Here is a 19,107-nt window from a genome sequence, read left to right on the forward strand (position 1 = left end):
GTGGTGAACAGGAGGAGGGCGCCGCGCACCGGTACCGCGCCGCCCTTCCGCTCCGACGACGGCCGCTGGCAGGAGCTGCTGGAGATCGCGGCCCGGATCTTCGCGCGCAAGGGGTACCGGTCGACCACCCTGCAGGACATCGCCGACGAGTTCGGCGTGCTGAAGGGGAGCCTCTACCACTACATCCGCAGCAAGGACGAGCTGCTGTTCGAGGTTGTCCGGTCCGTCTACGGGGCCGGGCTGGCGAACCTGCGCGCGCTCGCCGCGGCCGACCTCGACCCCGTCGACCGGCTGCGGGCGGTGATCCGCGGCCACGTGCTGTACCTGACCGACAACCTCGTCGGGACGACGGTGCTCCTGCACGAGTTCGACCAGCTCTCCGACGAGCACCGGGCCCGGTTGCCGATCCGCGAGTACCAGGCCGTGGTCGCCGACCTCGTCGCCGACGCGCAGGCCGACCCGCGGGTCAAGCCGGACCTGGACCCCCAGCTCACCGCCCTCGCCGTGCTCGGGGCGGCCAACTGGGTCTACCGCTGGTACCGGTCGGACGGGAAGCGCTCGCCGGAGGAGATCGGCGAGGCCTACGCCGACCTGCTGGTCGACGGCATGCTGATGCGGACCGGGGCGGCCCTGCCGGGGGAGCCCGGGGGGCGCTAGGAGCCTGCTCCTAGAGGACGATCAGCGCGGAGGCCGCGGTGCCGATGCTCCGGAAGAAGATGATCATCGCCTGGAAGGCGTTGCCGACCGCTGCTCCTGCCGCCGCCGGGTTCGGGATCACCCAGATCAGCAGGACCAGCACGACGATCAAACCCCATGCCCACCGTGGCATGACTCGATGGTGCATCGTGCAACCCACCTGCACCAGGGGTGTCACTGGTCGAACTCGGATCGTCGCACTCTCTGACGACGACCGGACGCGGCCTTGTTGCGCCGTTCGGCCTGACGCCCGGCGAAACGCGGCCCCGACCTCGCCGGTGGGGGTCCGCGGCGGTGGCCGCCCCAGCGCGGTCCGGACCCGACACGCCGGTCGACCCAGCGGCGCACGGCGTCTAGCGTCCCGGCCCATGCCGATGAACGCCGTCCACCGCCGGTTGTGCCGCTCCGCGGGCTGGGCGGAGCGGATGCACGGCCAGGTCATGCCGTGGGCGCTCGACGGCGTGGCGCTCTCCGGCGAGGTGCTGGAGATCGGCCCGGGCTACGGGGTGACGACCCGCTGGCTGGCCGAGCGCGCCGGCCACCTCACCGCCGTCGAGGTCGACCCGGCGCTCGCCGCCGACCTGCGGTGGGATCTCGCCGGCCGGGTCGAGGTCAGGACCGGCGACGGCGCGGACCTGCCCTTCCCGGCCGGGAGCGTCGACGTGGTGGTCTGCTTCACGATGCTGCACCACGTCCCCTCGGCGGCGCAGCAGGACCGCCTGTTCGCCGAGGCCGCCCGGGTGCTGCGGCCCGGCGGCACGTTCGCGGGCTCGGACAGCCGGGTCTCGCTCCGGTTCCGGCTGCTGCACGTGCGCGACACCATGGTGCCCGTCGATCCCGCCACCCTGCCCGACCGGCTCCGCGCGGCAGGCTTCGCCGAGGCGGAGACGGGCCTGGGAGGGCGATCCTTCCGGTTCAGCGCGACCACGCCCCCGTAGGCCGCGGACCGGCGCGTCCTCCGGTGCACCCCATAGGAATCTCCTCCCGGTTCGTGAGCCGCTGTCTCTTTGACCCGGATCACTCCTCGACCGTTCACTGATCGAGCCGCACCCGCGGCCGCGTGTTCATCGAGGAGGACGCTGGAAGATGGCAGTGCACGACGCCGCGGCCGCCCCCGTGCGGTCCCCGTCCACCGGGCCCGACGTGCGGGTGAACCCCGTCCGGGCCTGGTCCGTGACCGCGATGGCGGTCCTGTTCATCGTCGTCAACTGGGCGGACAAGGCGATCCTCGGGATCGCCGCCCAGCCGCTCATGGCCGACCTCGGCCTCACCGCGGCCGACATCGGCTTCATCGGCAGCGCCTTCTACTTCCTCTTCTCGATCACCGGCGTGGTCACCGGGTTCGTCGCCGACCGGGTGGGCATGCGCTGGGTGCTGTTCACCCTGGCCCTGCTCTGGTCGGTGACCCAGCTGCCCGTGCTGCTGTGGGCGACCGGCGCGGCCCTGCTGGTCGGGCGCATCGCGCTGGGTGCGGCCGAGGGCCCGGGCACGGCGATGGCGAGCGTCGCGTCGTTCGGCTGGTTCCCGCCCGAGCGGCGGGCGCTGCCGTCGGCGCTGGTCAGCTCGGGCGCGTCGATCGCCAAGATCGCGATCGCCCCGGTGCTGACGCTGATCGTGGTGACGTGGGGCTGGCGGGCGGCGTTCGTCGCGCTGGCCGTGTTCGGGGTGGTCTGGGCCGGGCTGTGGCTGCTGATCGGCAAGCCCGGGCCGTACGCCGTCCGGACCCCGGACGCGCGCGCGTCGGCCCCGTCCGCGCCGCTGCGCGTCGTGCTCACGCGGCCGACCTTCATCGGCGCCGTGGTCGGCACCTTCACGATGTACGGGCTGGTCACGGTCGTGCTGACCTGGCTGCCCTCGTACTTCGAGACGGGCCTGGGCTTCAGCCGGCTCGAGGCGGGCAGCATGCTCGGCCTGCCCAGCATCGTCGGCATGGTCGTGATGATCGGCGTGTCCGCCTGGACGGACCGGCGGCTGGCCCGCGGCGCGAGCTCCCGGGTCATGCGCGGGTTCATCAGTGCAGCCGGGCTGGTGTTCGGCGGCGGGCTCCTGGCCGTACTGCCGCTGGTCGGCGCGCCGGCCGCGGCGGTGGCGATCGTGTCGGTGGGCTACGGCATCGGCGCGGTGTGCCTGCCGCTGATGTCGGCGTCGGTCTCCCTGATCGCGCCCGCCGCGCGACAGTCGACCGTGCTCGGGATCTTCCTCGCCCTGCAGGCACTCTCCGGGCTGATCGCCCCCGCGGTGACCGGCCTGATCGTCGACGGCGCGGCGAGCCCGGCCGCCGGGTACGCCCTGTCCTTCCAGGTCTTCGGCCTGGCCGCGGTGGTCGGCGGCGTGGTCGTCGCGCTGATCGTGCGGCCCGACCGCGACCGGGAGACCGTCGCCCGCGCCACCCCGGCGGTGGCGGCGTGACGATCTGGCCCGCCTCCCTGCCGCGCTCGCTCGACTACCCGGCCCTGCCGGCGACCGCGTTCCTGCGCGGGGCGGCCTCGGCCTTCCCCGACCGGGTCGCGCTGTGCGACGGGGACGAGTCGCTGACCTACGGCGAGCTGCTCCGCACGGCGGCCAAGGCCGCGCACGGCCTGCGCGCGAACGGGATCAGGGAGGGCGACGTCGTCGCGCTGCACGGGCCCAACGGCCTGTGGCACCCGGTCGGCTACTACGCGATCCTGCTCGCCGGCGGCACCGTCGCCCTGCTGAACCCGCTGCAGCCCGCGCCGGCACTCGCCGCGCAGCTGCGCGAGACGGGCGCGGTCGCGGCGATCACCCACCCGTCGTGCGCCGAGTCGCTGCCCGACCTCGACCTGGTGGTGACCCTGCCCGCGACCGCCGTCGCGCCCGGCCTGACGGCGATCGGCGTCGGCCTGCCGGAGCTGGCCCGCGGCCGGCCCTCGGACCCGCCGGAGATCCGGACCGGGCCGGACGACACCGCGCTGCTCGCCTACACCGGCGGCACGACGGGCGCGTCGAAGCCGGTGCAGGTGCTGCACCGCAACCTGGTCGCGAACGTGTTGCACATGTCCTGCTGGCGCGCCGGCGTCCTGCCCGAGGTCGACGGCTCCGGGATCCGGTTCCGCGAGCTGCCCGACACGGCCGACTTCCCGGTCGATCTCGGCCGCTCGGTGTCGGTCGTGACCTCCCCGCTCTACCACCAGCACGCCCTGGTCACGCTGAACTTCCTGGTGGCGTGCGGGGTCACGGCGGTGATCGCCGGGCGCTTCGACCCGGCCGGGCTGCTCGATCTGGTGGAGCGGCACGGCGCGACCTACACCGCCACCGCGCCGACGGCGTACCAGGCGGTCCTCGCGGTGCCGGACCTCGCCGAGCGCGACCTGTCCTCGGTGCGGGCGATCACCAGCGGGGCCGGGCCGATGGACGCCGCCACCCACGCCGGCCTCGCGGCGGCCTTCCCGAACGCCACCGTGCTGGAGGGCTACGGGCTCACCGAGGCGACCTGCACCGTCACCTTCCCGCCGACCACCCCGGACGGGCTGCGGAAGATCGGGACCGTCGGCGTGCCCGGCTTCGACACGGAGATCGAGATCCGGGACCTCGAGGACCTGTCCCGCTGCGTGCCGCAGGGCGCGGACGGCGAGGTGTGGGTCCGGGGCCCGCAGGTCACCGCCGGGTACCTCGGCCGCCCCGACGCCACCGCGGAGCAGTTCCCGGACGGCTGGCTGCGCACCGGCGACATCGGCCGGCTCGACGAGGACGGCTACCTGGCCATCACCGGCCGGGCCAAGGACATGCTGATCTACAAGGGGTACAACGTGTACCCGCGCGAGCTGGAGGAGCTGCTGACCGGCGTCGCGGGAGTGCGGCAGGCCTCGGTGGTCGGGCGGCCGGACCCGGTGGCGGGGGAGCTGCCCGTCGCCTTCGTCGTGGCGGACCCGGGGGCCGGGCTGACCGCGGAGGCGCTCATGGCCCACGTCGGCGAGCGCGTGCTGCCCTACAAGCGGATCCGCGAGGTGGTGTTCACCGACCGGCTGCCGACCTCGCCGGCCGGCAAGGTCCTCAAGACCGAGCTGCGGTCGAGGCTGGTCCGTGCGTGACCGGACGCGGGACGCCGTCGTCGGCGCGGTCCGCACCCCCATCGGCCGGCGCGGCGGCGGGCTGGCCGGCGTGCACCCGGTGGACCTGTCGGCGAGGAGACGGTGCAGGCGGCGACGATCCGGCTGGGCGGGCAGGCGATCGGCGAGTTCCAGCTGGTCCAGGCCCATCTCGCCGAGTCGCACGCCGAGCTGTACGCGGGCCGGGCGATGGTGCCGGAGGCCGCCCGCGCCTACGACGCGGGCGAGGACATGACGCCGGCCCCGTCGTCGGGCACGCTTTCTGCAGTGAGATGCTCGGGCGCGTCGCCGACCGGGGTGTCCACGTGCAAGGCGGGATGGGGTACATGCGCTCGGTCCCGGTGGAGCGGTCCTACCGCGACGCCCGGCTCTTCCGGATCTACGAGGGCACGAGCGAGATCCAGAAACTGATCATCGCCCGGCGGCTGCTGGCCGGCGTGGCGGGCTGAGGAGGACGTCATGGAGCTGCTGGCAGGGCGGGCCGCCGTCGTCACCGGTGGGGCGGCCGGGATCGGGCTGGCGATCGCCCGGACCTTCGCCGCGCACGGGGCCTCGGTCGTGATCGGGGACCGGGACGGCGAGGCCGCCGAGTCGGCCGCGAAGGAGCTGGGCGAGCGGGTCACCGGTGTGGCGTGCGACGTGCTGGTGCCCGAGGAGGTCGACGCGCTCGTGCGGACCTGCGTCGACCGGCACGGGTCGCTCGACGTGATGGTCAACAACGCCGGCATCCTCCGGGACGGCACGCTGCGCCGGATGACGCTGGAGGACTTCGAGGCCGTCGTCGACGTACACCTGCGGGGCTGCTGGCTCGGCGTCCGGGCCGCCTCGCTGGTGATGCGCGAGCAGGGCCGCGGCGCGATGATCAACATGTCGTCGATCTCGGGCAAGGTCGGGATGATGGGCCAGACCAACTACAGCGCCGCCAAGGCCGGCATCGTCGGACTGACCAAGGCCGCCGCCAAGGAGCTGGGCCACCTCGGCATCCGGGTCAACGCGATCCAGCCGGGCATCATCGCCACCGCGATGACCGCGGACCTGCGCGAGGACATCCTCGAGGCGAAGCGGGCCGAGGTGCCGCTGGGCCGGATCGGGGAACCGGACGAGGTCGCGAACGTCGCGCTCTTCCTGGCCTCGGACCTGTCCAGCTACATGACCGGCACCGTGCTCGAGGTGACGGGCGGCCGGCACATCTGAGCCTCCCTACGCTGAGGTCGTGGAGCTCCGGCAGGCCAGGTACTTCCTCGCGGTCGTCGAGCACGGCGGGGTGGCCGGGGCCGCGGCGGCGCTCGGGCTGGCGGGGCCGTCGGTCTCCCAGGCGGTGCGGGCGCTGGAGCGCGAGCTCGGCGCCGAGCTGTTCCACCGGATCGGCCGCGGGATGGTGCTCACCGCGGCCGGCCGGGCGTTCGTCGGGCCGGCGCGGCGGATCGTCCGCAGCGCCCTCGCCGCCGACGGGGCGGCGGTCGGCCCCGGTGGCCCGGTGCGGGGCAGGCTCGACGTCCTGGCCTCGACCTACGTCGCGGTCCATCCCGTCGCCGGGCTCGTCGGGGCCTTCCGCCGCGCACACCCGGAGGTCGCCGTGCGGATCGGCGCCCTCGCGGACGACGACGACTCCGCCGCCCTGGTCCGGCAGGGCCACTGCGAGCTGGCCTTCACCCACCTCCCGGTGCCGGCCCCCGGCCTGACGGTGCGCGAGCTCGGCCGGCACGAGTACCGGCTGGTCGCCCCACCCGACGTGGACCTGCCCGCCGCCGACCCGCTCGACCTGGCGGACCTGCCCGACCTGCCGCTGATCGTCGTCCCGCAGGCGGTGCCGGTGCGGATCCAGATCGAGCGCGAGCTGCTCTCGGTGGGCAAGCGCACCCGGGTCGCCGCGGTGTGCCACCACCGCGAGGCGATCGGCGCGCTGGTGCTGGCCGGGGTGGGTGCCACCTTCCTGGAGCGGTCGGTCGCCGAGCGGCTGGCGGGGCTCGGCGCGGGTGTGCGGGCGCTGCGCCCGGCGGTGCACCGACCACACGGCGTGATCTACGACCCGCGCCGGCTCTCGCCCGCCGGGCAGGCGTTCGTCGCCGCGCTCGGCTGAGGTTCTCCGCAGCCCAGCCCGGCCACCTCGAGGAACGCGGCGACGGCAGGGGAGAGCGGCCCCGGGCGGTGGGCGACGACGACCGGGCGGTGCAGCGGCGGGTCCAGGCCGACGGTCCGCGCACCGGGCAGCTCCCGCGCGGCCCCGGCCCGGGAGACCAGGGCGGCCCCGGCGCCGGCGGCGACCAGCTCCCACAGCGCCTGCCGGTGCGCGCACTCCACCGCGGTGCGCGGCTCGCCCAGCTCGGCGCGCAGCCAGCTGTCGCCCAGCTCCGTGACGAGCGGGACCTCGGCGAGGTGGAACCGGGGCAGCGGCTCGGGCAGCTCCTCCGCACCGGTCGTGACCAACACGATCTCCCGCCCACCGGCGTCGTGGCGGCACAGCGGGTCCCGGTCGGCGGGTGGGCCGTCGGTCAGCGCCACCTCGCAGCGACCCGCGCGCAGGTCGGTCTCGACGCCCTCGGCGGTGCCGTCGAGCAGGACGAGCCGGACGCCGGGCAGGCGCCGGCGCAGCGCCGCGGCCAGCTCGGGCAGCGGGTCGACGGCCAGCGCCGGCACCGCAGCGATCACGAGCTCGCCGGCCCGCAGCGCCACGACCTCCTCGACGGTGCGCCGGGCCCGCTCGACGTCGGCGACGATCCGGCGGGCCGGCTCGACCAGGGCCCGGCCGGCGGGCGTCGGGACGAGACCGCGGCCGGACCGCTCGAACAGGACGACGCCGAGCTCCTCCTCGAGCCGCCGGATCGCCTCCGACAGCGACGGTTGCGCGAGGTACAGCGCCTGGGCCGCCCGGGTCACCCCGCCGTGCTCGACGACGGCGAGGAAGTACTCGGCCGCCCGCGGTTCCACGGCCCGACACTATCCGTGCGCCCGGGAGGCGGTCAGGCGTCGAGCTCCTGCAGGCGCGCGGCCAGCTCGCGGCGCGAGGAGAGGCCGAGCTTCGCGTAGATGTTGCTGAGGTGGAAGGCGACGGTGCGGCCGGTGATGAACAGCGTCGCACCCGTCTCGCGGTTGGTGCGCCCGGCGGCGACGGAGCGGGCCACGGCCAGCTCCTGCGGGGTGAGGCCCAGCGCGTCGCCCGACGAGGGCGGGTGCAGCCCGGCGGAGCGGAGCAGCTCGGCACATTCCGCGAGGAACGGGGCGGCGCCGAGGCGGGCGAGCCGGTCGTGGGCGGTACGCAGCAGGTCCACCGCCGGGCGCCGCTCGGGGCCGGCCAGGAGCAGCCGGCCGAGGGCGACCTCCAGGCGGGCCCGGCCGAGGGCCGCACCGACGTCGTCGGCCGTCGCGAGGCCCTGCCGATAGGCGCGTTCCGCGGCGCCACGGTCCGCCCGCAGCTCCTCGCGCAGGCCGCGCAGCCGGGCGGCCTCCACCTCCGGCCAGCCCGGCCGACGGCCCGCGATCCGGGCCTCCAGCGCGCGCAGGGCGTCGTCCGCCTCCTGCTCGCGGCCCAGCCCGAGGAGGGCCTCGGTGCGCAGGACCCGCCAGCCGGCGGTCCCGAGGTTGTCGGTCAGCCGGGCGAGCGCGGGATCGTCGTAGGGTTGCAGCGCCTCCAGCATCGCGGCGTGGTCGTGCTCGGCCTGTGCGAGCGTCGCGGCGGCGAGGGCGGCGTACGCGCGCCCGCCCCACCAGGGCAGTGCCTGCGCGACGCCGGCGGCCGCGGCGGTGTGGGCGTGCGCCGTCTCCCGGTCGCCCCGGCCCGCCGCCACGTAGGCGGCGATGGCACGCACCACGCCGCTGCCCATCACCACGCCCGCGTCCCGGGCCAGCGAGATCGCCAGCTCCGCCTCGACGGTCGCCTCCTGCCAGTCGCCCGTCCGGTAGTGCGCCTCGGCGAGATAGCCCAGGGTGAGCAGGCGGCCCTGCATCGGCAGGTGCTGCGCCCGGTCCTCGACCACCTCCGAGAGGGTCCGGGCGGCCCCGGCGGCATCGCCGGCCCACAGCGCGAGGATCCCGCGCAGCGCCCGGGCCTCGACGGACTCCGGGCCGGACCGTCCGGCGTCGAGCACCGCGCGGGCGTCCGCGTGCCGGCCCTCGGCGGCCAGCGCGACGACCAGCACGAACCGCGCCGTCGCCGCGACGTCGGAGGCCTCGTGGGCGGCCAGCGCCTCCTCGGCCGACGTGACGGCCCGGGCCGTGTCGCCCTCGATGAGCGAGACGAGGGCGAGGTGCGCCGCCGCGGCCGGCCGCCGGGGGTCCTGCCGGCCGCCCTGCTCGACGGCCGCCGTGAGCTCCTCGCGGGCCACGGCGAACCGGCCGGTGAACGCGGCGAGCTGGCCGAGGACGCGGCTGCGCCCGGGGCTCGGCTCGGCGGCCCGCACCTCCGGCTCCGCCCGCAGGCCCCCGGCGAGGTCCCCGCCGGCGAGCATCGACTCCAGCGCCCCGACGAGCCGGGCCGACCGCTCCCGGTGGGTGGGGCTGAGGTCGGCCGCGGCGAGCAGGTGCGCCGCCGAGTCCCGCCACCGCCGCCCCGCGCGCTCGCTCTCGCCCAGCTCCTGCAGCTCCGCCGCCAGCACGGCGTCCGGCCCGACGGCGGCGGCGATCCGGTGCTCGAGTGCCGCCGCGCCGCCCAGGCGGTCGGCTGCGGCGGCGTGCAGGGTGTGCCGCCGCTCGGGGGACAGGTCGGCGTAGACCGCGGCCCGGATCAACGGATGCCGGAACACGACGTCGGGCCGCACGCCGGCGGGCACCTCCTGCAGCACGCCTGCGGAGACGGCCTCGCCGAGCGCCGCCAGCGGATCCGGCACCCCGGCCAGCGCGGCCACGTCGGACAGCGCGGCCCGCACGCCCAGCACGGCCGCGGCCAGCACGACCTCCTGCGCGGGCCGCGACAGCGCGGCCACGCGGGCCAGGACCAGCGAGCCGAACGAGCGCGGCGCGGGCAGGGTGACGGCGAGGTCGAGCAGGTCGGCGGACGGGATCTCCTCCAGCAGGGCCCGGACGTGCATCGGGTGGCCCTCGGTGTGATCGCGCAGGCGGCGCGCGGCGGCGGGAGGCAGCTCGGGCCCGCCGAGGGCGGCGGAGAGGGCGCCGACGTCGTCGGGATCGAGCCCGGTCAGCGAGAGCCGGCGCAGGAGCGGCTCCTGGGCGAGAACGCGGCCCCAGGCCGGCGACGGCGTGTCCTCCGCGCGGACCCCGGCCACGAGCAGGACCTGGTCCCGGCGGAGCCGCCGCACCACGAACACCAGCGCGCGCACGGACAGCTCGTCGGCCCACTGGGCGTCGTCGACGACCATCAGCACCGGGCCGCCGGACTGCAGCGCGCTCAGGACCTCCAGCAGCGCCGCCCCGACGTCGACCGGGTCGGCCCCGGGCGCCGGTCCCGCAGCGAGGACGGGCAGGTCCGCGACCAGCTCGGCCGGCACGTCGGCGAGGAGCTGCCGCAGCAGGCCGTACGGCAGGCCCGCCTCGGCCTCGTCGCCGGCGACCCACAGCACCGTCCCGGCGCCGGCCCGGTCGCGGAAGCGGTGCAGGACGGACGTCTTGCCGATCCCGGCCCCGCCGGTCAGCCACACCACCCGCGCCCGGCCGGCCCTCGCCCGGTCGAACTCCTCGGCCAGCACGCGGAGTTCCTCACGTCGCCCGACGAACTCGTCCGGCGCGGTCATGGTGGCAGTGTGCGCGCGAGCACGTCCGAAGTCGATGGAGGACGACCGGTCGGTCCACGGTGGTCATGCCGTCGGGTGGGAGGCCAGGTCGAGGCGAGGTCGAGATCGCCGGGAGAATGCCGGCATCGGTGTGATCACCCGGTTGTCGCGGGATAGGCACGGAACGCTGTTGTCGCGCAACCCCATATACGCTTTCCGAGTGAATTCTCGACCGGTGTGAAACAGACGGGTCCTCCGGAGGGATCTACGTGCACGACTCGCCGCAAGGGGGCGGCGGGGCACTGATCGGCGGGGCATGGGGGTGCCGTCGCCGGTCGGGAAGGGGGGAACCTTGACCGCTCGTGACGACATCTGGAGAGCGACGTCGGTGACGTCCCGGAGGCGGCGATCCCGCCGGCCACCGGGGCCCGCGACCGCCGTACCCGTGCGGCTCCCACCCGGTCCGCGCTGACCGGTCACCGACCACTCGAATGCCGATTTCCGGGACGGACCACCCCGCGGCCGGCGGGACCCACCCGGCACACCGGCCGCCCTCGCGCCCCGCGCGACGGCCGGAGATCCACCCCGGTGCGGAGGGTCGCCTCGGCGCGCCCGCGGACCGGAACCCCGAACCTCCGTCGTTCTCCATCACGGTCTCGCCGGTGCGACCGCGCCGCGGGCCAGCAGTCAGACGAGGAGGGCCACAGTGCCCGTCATCTCCGAGCCCCATCAGTACAACGAGGATGCGCTGTACGTCGATCTGGCCGCGATCGTCGACCAGCCGCTGCACCTCAAGTGCGAGGGGTTCAACTTCGCAGGATCGATCAAACTCAAGGCGGCCACCGAGATGGTCGAGGCCGCCGAGCGGCGCGGCGTGATCCATCCGTGGTCGGTGCTGGTCGAGTCGTCGTCGGGCAACCTCGGGGTCGCGCTGAGCCTGCTCGCGGCCAGCAAGGGCCTGCGGTTCGTGTGCGTGACCGACTCCCGGTGCAACCTGGCGACCCGCCGGATGATGGAGGCGCTGGGGGCCGAGGTGCACGTGATGACCGACCCCGACCCGGAGGAGGGGCTGCTCGGGGCCCGGTTGCGGCACGTGCGCGAGCTGCTCGCCTCGGACGAGAAGTACGTGTGGCTCAACCAGTACGGCAACACGGACAACTGGCGGGCGCACTACCGGCGGACCGCGCCGGAGATCCACCGCGAGTTCCCGGACCTCGATGTGCTGTTCGTGGGTGCGGGTACCACCGGGACCCTGATGGGGTGCGCGCGCTGGTTCCGCGAGCACGCGCCAGAGGTGCGGATCGTGGCGGTCGACGCGGCGGGTTCGGTGACCTTCGGCGATGCGCCGGGGCGGCGGATGATCCCGGGGCTGGGCAGCAGCGTGCCGTCGCAGTTCCTCGAGCGGTCCCTGGTCGACGACGTGGTGCGCGTCGAGGAGGCCGACACCGTGCGGATGTGCCACCGGCTCGCCCGCCGCGGGTTCCTGTTCGGGGGGTCGACCGGCACGGTCGTCAGCGGTGCGACCCGCTGGCTGGCCGAGCACGGCACGCCCGGGACCGTGTCGGTGGCGCTGGCCCCCGACCTCGGTGAGCGCTACCTGGACACCGTGTACCAGAGCAACTGGGTCGAGGCGCTCTACGGCGACGACGTCCTCCGGGACGAGGAGGAGACGGTCCCGGCGCAGCGCGCCTGCTCGGCCTGAGCCGGGTGCGGGCCGGGCGGTCGCCGTCGCGGGCGGCCCCCGGCCGGCCGCCGCCCTGCACGCCGCGGAGCAGGTCCTCGCGTGGTGGGAGTGCCGCGCGGCCGTCCGGCCGCTGTGCCACGATCTGCGGCATGCCGGTGGACGACGACAGGAGCGACGCCGGCGCTCCCGCCGACGTCCTCGACGCGTTCGAGTCGGTCCCCGCGATCATCTGGGCCTTCGAGGGCCCCGAGCTGCGGGTCGTCGCGGCCAACACCGGGGCCCGCGCCTCCGCCGGGTTCCGGCCAGGGATCGTCGGCCGCCCCATCCGCGAGGTGCTGCCGGAGCTGGAGGGGCAGCAGATCTTCGAGATGATGGAGGAGGCCTTCTCCGCGGACCGCCCGGTCTCGGCCGAGCACCGCCGGGTGCTGGTCGACCGGGACGGCGACGGCCGGCTCGAGGAGGGCTTCTTCACCTACACCTTCCTGCCCACGCACCACGCCGACGGCACGGTCCGTGGGCTCGTCGTGCACATCGCCGAGACCACCGCGCAGGCTCTGCGCCAGGAGGAGGCCGAGCTCGCGGCGGCGGCGTCCGAGCGGCGGTACCGGCACGCGTCGGAGATCGTGCTGGAGCTGCAGCGCAGCCTGCTGCCCACCGGCGTGCCAGTGCTCCCCGGCCTCGTCACCACGGCGCACTACCGGGTCGCCGGCGACGAGCTGGCGGCCGGCGGGGACTGGTTCGACGTGCTGGTGCTGCCCGACGACCGCGTCGCGCTGCTGGTCGGCGACGTCGTGGGCCACGGCGCGGGCGCGGCCGGCGCGATGGGGCAGCTGCGGGCCGTCGCGCTCGACGCGCTGCACGCGGGGGAGACCCCGGCGGCCGCGCTGCAGCGGCTCGACCGCTTCGCCGCGCGGCAGCGCGCGACCCGCGCCGCGAGCGTGTGCGTGGCCGTGCTGGACCCGGCGACCGGGGAGCTCGAGGTGGCCGCGCACGCCCACCCGCCGCCCGTCGTCGTCGGACCGGACGGGGCGCGCCGGCTCGCGGTGCCCGCCACGACGCCGTTGGGCACGGGTGGCCCCGCGGCCGTGTGGGTCGGGAACCGGGTCGAGGTCGGCGAGACGCTGCTGGTCTACAGCGACGGGCTCGTCGAGCGGCCGGGCCGGCCGCTGGGGGAGACGGTCGCCTCCTTGGCCGGAACGGTGGCCGCGGCGCGGCGGGACCTCGACGACCGGGTTCTCGACGAGACGACGCTGCCCGACTCGGGCGTGGAGCGGCTCGCCACCGTGGTCACCGAGCGGATGGGATTCCTCGGCGAGGGCTACGAGGACGACGTCACGCTGGTGATCGCCGAGCGCCGAACGCCGCCGGCGCCGTTCGTGCTGGATCTGGACGCCGAGCCGGCGATGCTGGCGGTGGTCCGCCGCGGGTTCGCGGGCTGGCTGGCGGAGGTCGGCGCGGGCGACGACGACGTCGACTCCCTGGTCTACGCGGCGGTCGAGGCGCTCTCGAACGTCGTCCGGCACGCGTACGCCGGTGCGGAGGGGCCGGAGCGGCCGGTGCGGTTCGAGGCGGAGCTGGGTGCGGACGGCGTGGTGCGGCTGACCGTCGCCGACGCCGGACGGTGGCGGCCGCCGCCCCCCGGCCCGGTGGTGGGCGGGCGCGGGGTGCTGATGATGCGCGAGCTGACCGACGACACCGTGATCGAGCAGGGCCCCGCGGGCACGACGGTACGGCTCCGCCGCCGGCTGGGCCGCCCGGTCACGATCGGGGTGCCGCCGCCGGCGCCGGAGCCGCGGCCGCGGGACGACAAGCTCGCCGTGGACCTCGACGAGGTCGCCGGCGTGGCCACGGTGTCCGGCCCCGTAGACCTGACGACCGTGGACCAGCTGCGGGCGCAGCTGCTGCAGGCCGCGCGTGGCGGGACCCGTCCGTTGCGCATCGACCTCGACGCGATCACGGTGCTGTCCAGCGCCGGCGTCCAGCTGTTCCACGACCTGGCCGGGATGCTGCCCGAGCTGCGGCTGCGCGTCGACCCGGACGGGGTCGCGGGCGCCGTCGTCGCGCTGACCGGGCTCGCCGACCGGCTGGGCTGACTCAGGCCCCGATCCCGCGGAAGAGGTTGTCGACGAGCGCGTCGGCGGTCGCGTGGTCGAGCGGCAGGTCGGGCACCAGGAGCCGGTGGTAGCAGGCGCCCCACAGCTGGTCGACGACCGTCTCCGGGTCGAGGTCGGCCCGTAGCTGCCCGGCGGCACGGCCCCGCTCCATGCGCTCGACCGCGAGCCGCCGCCGCGGGGAGGAGTAGGTGCGCAGGTAGGCCTCGCGCAGCTCCGGGTCCGTCTGCGCGTGCCCGAGGAGCTCGGCGACCGTGCGCCCGGCCGTGGTGGTGGTCAGCAGGTCGACGAACGCGTGCAGCTGGGTGCGGAGGTCGGCCTGCACGTCCCCGGTGTCGGGGAACTCCAGCGCCGCCTCGACGGTGGTGAAGTAGCCCTCCAGCGCGAGCGTGCCCTTGGACGGCCACAGCTTGTAGATCGTCACCTTGCTCGCGCCCGAGCGCCGCGCCACCTCGTCGACGGTGAACCCGGCCATGCCCCCGTCGAGCAGCAGCGCGCCCGCCGCGGCCAGCACCTCGCCGCGCACCTGCTCCGTCGGACGCCGCCCTCGGCCCACGGACCCTCCCTAATTGAACTCGTCGTACACATGTGCTTTTATGAACTCATCGTACACATCGAGGAGGACGACATGACCACCGCCCAGAACACCCGCGTCGCGCTCGTGACGGGCGGCTCCGGCGGCATCGGCCGGGCCGTGGCGGAGCGGCTCGGCGCCGACGGGTTCGCCGTGGCCGTGCACTACGCCGGGAACGCCGAGCGCGCGAAGGAGGCCGCGGCCGCGGTCGAGGCCGCCGGGGGCCGCAGCCTGGTCATCGGTGGGGACGTGGCGGACGAGCAGGCCGTGGCGGCGATGTTCGACGAGGTCGAGCAGGCCTTCGGCGGCGTCGACGTCGTGGTCCACACCGCCGGCATCATGCTGCTCGCGCCGCTGGCCGAGCTCGACCTCGACGACTTCGACCGCATGCACCGCACCAACGTCCGCGGGGCGATCGTGGTCGCCCGCGAGGCGGCGCGCCGGGTGCGGACCGGGGGCGCGATCGTGACCTTCTCCAGCTCGGTCGTGAAGCTCGCGCTGCCCACCTACGCCGGCTACGCCGCGAGCAAGGGCGCGGTCGACGCCATCACGATGATCCTGGCCAAGGAGCTGCGCGGTCGCGACGTCACGGTCAACGCGGTGGCGCCCGGCCCCACGGCCACCCCGCTGTTCCTCGAGGGCAAGCCGCAGGAGGTCGTCGACCGGCTCGCGTCGATGCCGCCGCTGGAGCGGCTCGGCGAGCCCGCCGACATCGCCGAGGCGGTGGCCTTCCTGGCCGGCCCCGCGCGATGGGTCAACGGGCAGGTCCTCTACGTCAACGGCGGGGTGGCCTGACCTGCGTCCTCGGGCGGACTTCGGACCTGCGGGGACGGCTCCCCGCAGGTCCGGGTGGTCCGACCGGCGCTGCGGCCGGCCGGTTCCGGCGCGCAGTTGGTGCGGTGAGCACGATCACCTCGTATTAACTTGCATGGTGCATACATCGGGATATCGTTGCATGTAGCAATCAACGACAAGGACGAGGAAGACGACGTGTCCATCACCCACGCCGAAGCGGCGCCCCGGGCCCGGACGGGGAGCAGTGCCCCTGCCGGGGCCGGCGGCGGCGCCGGCATGACCCACAGCCAGATCCTGCAGGCCCTGACCGGAATGCTGCTGGCGCTGTTCACCGCGCTGCTGTCGTCGACGATCGTCTCGAACGCGCTGCCGACGATCATCACGGACCTGCACGGCTCGCAGAGCCAGTACACCTGGGTCGTCACCGCGACCCTGCTGGCCTCGACGGCGAGCACCCCGATCTGGGGCAAGCTCTCGGACCTGTTCTCCAAGAAGCTGCTGGTCCAGATCGCGATCGTGCTCTACATCGGCGGCTCGATCCTGGCCGGCTTCTCGCACTCCGTCGACATCCTGATCGTCTGGCGCGCGGTGCAGGGCCTCGGTCTCGGCGCCCTGCAGTCGCTGGTCATGATCGTGATCGCGGCGATGATCAGTCCCCGGGAGCGGGGCCGTTACACCGGCCCGATCGCCGCGGTGATGTCCCTGGCCACCGTGGCCGGTCCGCTGATCGGCGGCGTGATCGTCGACAGCTCGCTGGGCTGGCGCTGGTGCTTCTGGGTCGGCGCGCCGGTCGCGATCGTCGCGCTGGTCGTCGTGCAGCGCACGCTGAACCTGCCCGTGGTCAAGCGAAAGGTGAAGATCGACTACCTCGGCGCGGCCCTGATCGCCGCCGGTGTCTGCGACCTGCTCATCTGGGTCACCCTCGCCGGCAACGACTTCGCCTGGACCTCGGGCACCTCGTGGTCGCTGCTCGCGATCGGCGTCGTCCTGCTGGGCCTGGCGGTGTTCGTCGAGTCGCGCGCCGCGGAGCCGATCGTCCCGTTGCGGCTGTTCAAGGACCGCACGACCACCCTCGCGACCGTCGCGAGCGTCGCGGTCGGCGTGGCGATGTTCGGCAGCGCGGTCTTCCTCGGCCAGTACTTCCAGATCGCGCGCGGCTACTCGCCGACGGCCTCGGGCCTGCTGACCCTGCCCATGATCATCGGCTCGACGGTCTCGGCCACCCTCTCCGGGCAGCTCATCTCGCGCCTGGGCAGGTGGAAGGCCTTCCTGGTCGGGGGCGCGGTCCTCATGATCGCCGGCTTCGGCCTGCTCGCCACGATCGACCACGCCACGAACATGGTCCTGGTCGGCACCTTCCTCGCCGTGCTGGGCCTCGGCATGGGCATGACGATGCAGAACCTGGTGCTCGCGGTGCAGAACACCGTGCAGGCGAAGGACCTCGGCGCCGCGTCGTCGACGGTGACCTTCTTCCGGTCGCTGGGCGGCACGATCGGCGTCTCGGTCCTCGGCTCGATTCTCGCCAGCCGGGTCGCCACCCTGACCACCGACGGCCTGGCCGACGCCGGGGTCGCGGTCGCGGCCGGCGGCTCCGGTGAGGTCGGGATCGGCTCGCTGAACCAGCTGCCCGGGTTCGTCGCCGACATCGTCCGGGCCGCCTACGGCGACGGCACCGCCACGATCTTCCTCGTCTCCGCGTGCCTGGCCGTGGTCTCGCTGCTCGCGATCGTGTTCATCAAGGAGGTGCCGCTGCGCACCCAGAGCGGCATCGAGCAGCAGCGACAGGAGGTGGACGGCGGTGTCGCCCCCGCGACCGTCGCCGTGCCGGCCGCCGCGGCGATCGAGCCCGCCACCATGCCGATCCCGGTCGTCCCGGGGGAGCGCGGGGTGCCCACCGCGCCCGTCCCGCCCGTCGCGCCCGCTGTGTCCGCCGCGCCCGCCGCGCCCGTCGCGCCTGCTGCGTTCGCCGCGCCGGCCGGGGAGTGGTCGCACGGCCGGCACGCCCGGCCCCGACAGGCCCTCCGGCCGTCGCCCCGCCCCCGGCCGCGCCCGGCACAGGACCCCGACGGAGTCGGGCCGGCGGTGTACGGCTTCGTGACCGGCGCCGGCGGAGCCGGGATCCGCGACGCCGCCGTGACCCTCACCGGGGCCCGCGGCGAGCAGGTCGCCCGCACCACCACCGCGCCCGACGGTGGCTACGAGTTCCACCTGCGCACCGGCGGCACGTACCTGCTGGTCGTGTCCTCGGGGTCGCTGCGGCCCTCGGCGTCGATGGTCGCCGTGGCCGACCGCCCGGCGCGCCACGACGTCACCCTCGCGGGCGGCGGGCGGGTCTCCGGCACCGTCGACCGGGGCGCGACCGAGCCCGCCGCCGGCGCGGCCGTCACGTTGATCGACGCCCGGGGCGACGTCACCGGCGCGGCCCGCACCGAGGAGACCGGCGGCTACGCGATCGAGGGCGTCCCCGCGGGGACCTACACCCTCACCGCCGCGCTGGCAGGCCACCAGCCCGTGGTCACGACCGTCCTGGTGGCGGACGGCGAGGCGGCCGCCGTCGACCTGCAGCTGCCGGTCCGGGCCGAGCTGCGCGGTACGGTCACCGCCGAGCGCACCGGCCGCGGCGTGGCCGAGGCCGTCGCGACGCTGATCTCGCCGGAGGGCGAGGTCGTCGGCACCGCCACCACGGGGTCCGACGGTGGGTTCGCCTTCGCCGACCTGCCGGCGGGCACCTACACCCTCACCGCCGCCGGGTACGCGCCGGACGTCCGCAGCGTGCGAGTCGAGCCCGGCACCACCACCGAGGTGCGGGTCGAGCTGGGCGCCCCGGCCCCGTGGGACGGCGCCGCTGCCCCGGCCGGCGCCACCCCCGCCGACGTACGGAGGTTCGACCCCGTCGCCGGGGACTGACGTCAGGACGGGACCGCCGGCCGCCGGGACGTCCCTGGCGGCCGGCGGTCGTGTTCACGGGGCTCTCAAGATCACCGCTTCTGACCGTTCCGCGCCAGTTCTGTCGGCTCCGCGGTCGCAGGTGACGATCACGACGTCATGATCGCCATCTGAGGCACCTCGCGGCCGCAGGTGACCGTGTGCGGTCCGGGACGGCGATCACGGGCAGAGGCGAGCCCGCTTCCGAGTCGGGCCCGCACCGCCGCCATGATCACCGTCTCGGACCGCTGGCCGCCATACGCGGCCGGGTCCGGCCCCGGTCGGCGATCATGAGCTCCCGCGGGCCGCGGTGGTCAACGCGGCGCTGCGGGTGGCGACGGACGATCTGACCCGGGCCGCGGCCGAGGAGGGCGCCGGCGTGGCGCAGCGGCACCGCGGGCTGGTGGCCGAGGTCCTCCGCCTGGTCGTTCGGCCCGACGCACGGTAACCCGTTGGCGCTGAGCTGCACGAGCGGGCCGTTGGTGCGGTAGGTCCGCACGAACGGCCCGTTCGTGCAGTCGGGGTGCACCGACGGGACTCCCGCTATCTCAGGAAGCTTGATACGGTGGCGTGGCGCACCGAAGCGGAACCC

The 19,107-nt window shown here is 75.2% G+C and carries 16 protein-coding genes and 1 pseudogene; 12 read left to right on the top strand and 5 right to left on the bottom strand.

Translation table 11 applies throughout. The features are described from left to right. Window positions 1–3: 3 nt before the first annotated feature. A complete protein-coding gene (locus ACQP04_RS07615; RefSeq protein WP_433506348.1) occupies window positions 4–657 on the top strand; it encodes a TetR/AcrR family transcriptional regulator in 654 nt (217 codons plus the stop codon). Between the two features lie 10 nt (window positions 658–667). On the opposite strand, the gene ACQP04_RS07620 is transcribed toward ACQP04_RS07615, so the two are convergent. Beyond that, on the bottom strand, window positions 668–829 hold the full coding sequence (locus tag ACQP04_RS07620; protein WP_433506349.1) for a hypothetical protein: 162 nt from the start codon (window positions 827–829) through the stop codon (window positions 668–670). 235 nt (window positions 830–1,064) lie between these two features. Between ACQP04_RS07620 and ACQP04_RS07625 the strand changes: the two genes are divergently transcribed. From ACQP04_RS07625 to ACQP04_RS07655, 7 genes and pseudogenes are all read left to right on the top strand, one after another. Then, the gene (locus ACQP04_RS07625) at window positions 1,065–1,634 is read left to right on the top strand and encodes a class I SAM-dependent methyltransferase (protein ID WP_433506350.1); all 570 of its coding nucleotides are present in this window, start codon (window positions 1,065–1,067) and stop codon (window positions 1,632–1,634) included. 148 nt (window positions 1,635–1,782) lie between these two features. Beyond that, a complete protein-coding gene (locus ACQP04_RS07630; protein WP_433506351.1) occupies window positions 1,783–3,105 on the top strand; it encodes an MFS transporter in 1,323 nt (440 codons plus the stop codon). Next, complete coding sequence (locus ACQP04_RS07635) at window positions 3,102–4,745, top strand: class I adenylate-forming enzyme family protein (protein ID WP_433506352.1); 1,644 nt, start codon at window positions 3,102–3,104, stop codon at window positions 4,743–4,745. The genes ACQP04_RS07630 and ACQP04_RS07635 overlap by 4 nt, the downstream gene beginning before the upstream one ends. A gap of 102 nt (window positions 4,746–4,847) precedes the next feature. Then, window positions 4,848–4,946: pseudogene (locus ACQP04_RS07640) on the top strand (hypothetical protein); the annotation flags it as partial. An 89-nt stretch (window positions 4,947–5,035) separates the two neighbouring features. After that, complete coding sequence (locus ACQP04_RS07645; protein WP_433506353.1) at window positions 5,036–5,212, top strand: acyl-CoA dehydrogenase family protein; 177 nt, start codon at window positions 5,036–5,038, stop codon at window positions 5,210–5,212. A 10-nt stretch (window positions 5,213–5,222) separates the two neighbouring features. Then, window positions 5,223–5,957 (top strand): 3-oxoacyl-ACP reductase FabG, encoded by a 735-nt coding sequence (gene fabG, locus ACQP04_RS07650; protein ID WP_433506354.1) that lies wholly within the window; start codon window positions 5,223–5,225, stop codon window positions 5,955–5,957. Between the two features lie 19 nt (window positions 5,958–5,976). Beyond that, a complete protein-coding gene (locus ACQP04_RS07655) occupies window positions 5,977–6,843 on the top strand; it encodes a LysR family transcriptional regulator (RefSeq protein WP_433506355.1) in 867 nt (288 codons plus the stop codon). On the opposite strand, the gene ACQP04_RS07660 is transcribed toward ACQP04_RS07655, so the two are convergent. Together ACQP04_RS07660 and ACQP04_RS07665 are read right to left on the bottom strand one after the other, a co-directional pair. Further along, complete coding sequence (locus ACQP04_RS07660; RefSeq protein ID WP_433506356.1) at window positions 6,786–7,691, bottom strand: LysR family transcriptional regulator; 906 nt, start codon at window positions 7,689–7,691, stop codon at window positions 6,786–6,788. The genes ACQP04_RS07655 and ACQP04_RS07660 overlap by 58 nt on opposite strands. A 32-nt stretch (window positions 7,692–7,723) precedes the next feature. After that, a complete protein-coding gene (locus ACQP04_RS07665) occupies window positions 7,724–10,447 on the bottom strand; it encodes an ATP-binding protein (protein WP_433506357.1) in 2,724 nt (907 codons plus the stop codon). A 685-nt stretch (window positions 10,448–11,132) separates the two neighbouring features. Here ACQP04_RS07665 and sbnA point away from each other — a divergent pair. Together sbnA and ACQP04_RS07675 are read left to right on the top strand one after the other, a co-directional pair. Next, the gene (gene sbnA / locus ACQP04_RS07670; RefSeq protein ID WP_433506358.1) at window positions 11,133–12,128 is read left to right on the top strand and encodes a 2,3-diaminopropionate biosynthesis protein SbnA; all 996 of its coding nucleotides are present in this window, start codon (window positions 11,133–11,135) and stop codon (window positions 12,126–12,128) included. 131 nt (window positions 12,129–12,259) lie between these two features. Further along, window positions 12,260–14,203 carry a SpoIIE family protein phosphatase gene (locus ACQP04_RS07675; protein WP_433506359.1) on the top strand — a complete coding sequence of 648 codons (1,944 nt, stop codon included), beginning with the start codon at window positions 12,260–12,262 and terminating at the stop codon, window positions 14,201–14,203. Between the two features lies 1 nt (window position 14,204). Here ACQP04_RS07675 and ACQP04_RS07680 read toward each other — a convergent pair whose 3' ends face one another. Further along, window positions 14,205–14,777, bottom strand: coding sequence for a TetR/AcrR family transcriptional regulator C-terminal ligand-binding domain-containing protein (locus ACQP04_RS07680; RefSeq protein ID WP_433506360.1), 573 nt, complete (start codon window positions 14,775–14,777; stop codon window positions 14,205–14,207). A gap of 72 nt (window positions 14,778–14,849) precedes the next feature. Here ACQP04_RS07680 and ACQP04_RS07685 point away from each other — a divergent pair, with 72 nt between their 5' ends. Both ACQP04_RS07685 and ACQP04_RS07690 read left to right on the top strand, forming a co-directional pair. Next, window positions 14,850–15,590, top strand: a complete 741-nt coding sequence (locus tag ACQP04_RS07685; protein ID WP_433506361.1) for an SDR family oxidoreductase — start codon at window positions 14,850–14,852, stop codon at window positions 15,588–15,590. A 195-nt stretch (window positions 15,591–15,785) separates the two neighbouring features. Next, entirely contained in the window at window positions 15,786–18,497 is a 2,712-nt protein-coding gene (locus ACQP04_RS07690; protein WP_433506362.1) for an MFS transporter, read from the top strand. 250 nt (window positions 18,498–18,747) lie between these two features. On the opposite strand, the gene ACQP04_RS07695 is transcribed toward ACQP04_RS07690, so the two are convergent. Continuing rightward, complete coding sequence (locus tag ACQP04_RS07695) at window positions 18,748–19,044, bottom strand: hypothetical protein (protein WP_433506363.1); 297 nt, start codon at window positions 19,042–19,044, stop codon at window positions 18,748–18,750. Between the last annotated feature and the right edge of the window lie 63 nt (window positions 19,045–19,107).

Origin of the sequence: Pseudonocardia halophobica (genome assembly GCF_050948485.1) — a bacterium.
Lineage (GTDB): Bacteria > Actinomycetota > Actinomycetes > Mycobacteriales > Pseudonocardiaceae > Pseudonocardia > Pseudonocardia halophobica.

Bases quoted from the DNA above. Each gene is read 5' to 3' on its own strand.
- ACQP04_RS07645 (WP_433506353.1), top strand. From the start codon at position 5,036: ATGCTCGGGCGCGTCGCCGACCGGGGTGTCCACGTGCAAGGCGGGATG.
- ACQP04_RS07630 (WP_433506351.1), top strand. From the start codon at position 1,783: ATGGCAGTGCACGACGCCGCGGCCGCCCCCGTGCGGTCCCCGTCCACC.
- ACQP04_RS07625 (WP_433506350.1), top strand. From the start codon at position 1,065: ATGCCGATGAACGCCGTCCACCGCCGGTTGTGCCGCTCCGCGGGCTGG.
- ACQP04_RS07675 (WP_433506359.1), top strand. From the start codon at position 12,260: ATGCCGGTGGACGACGACAGGAGCGACGCCGGCGCTCCCGCCGACGTC.
- ACQP04_RS07685 (WP_433506361.1), top strand. From the start codon at position 14,850: ATGACCACCGCCCAGAACACCCGCGTCGCGCTCGTGACGGGCGGCTCC.
- fabG (WP_433506354.1), top strand. From the start codon at position 5,223: ATGGAGCTGCTGGCAGGGCGGGCCGCCGTCGTCACCGGTGGGGCGGCC.
- ACQP04_RS07665 (WP_433506357.1), bottom strand. From the start codon at position 10,447: ATGACCGCGCCGGACGAGTTCGTCGGGCGACGTGAGGAACTCCGCGTG.
- ACQP04_RS07620 (WP_433506349.1), bottom strand. From the start codon at position 829: ATGCCACGGTGGGCATGGGGTTTGATCGTCGTGCTGGTCCTGCTGATC.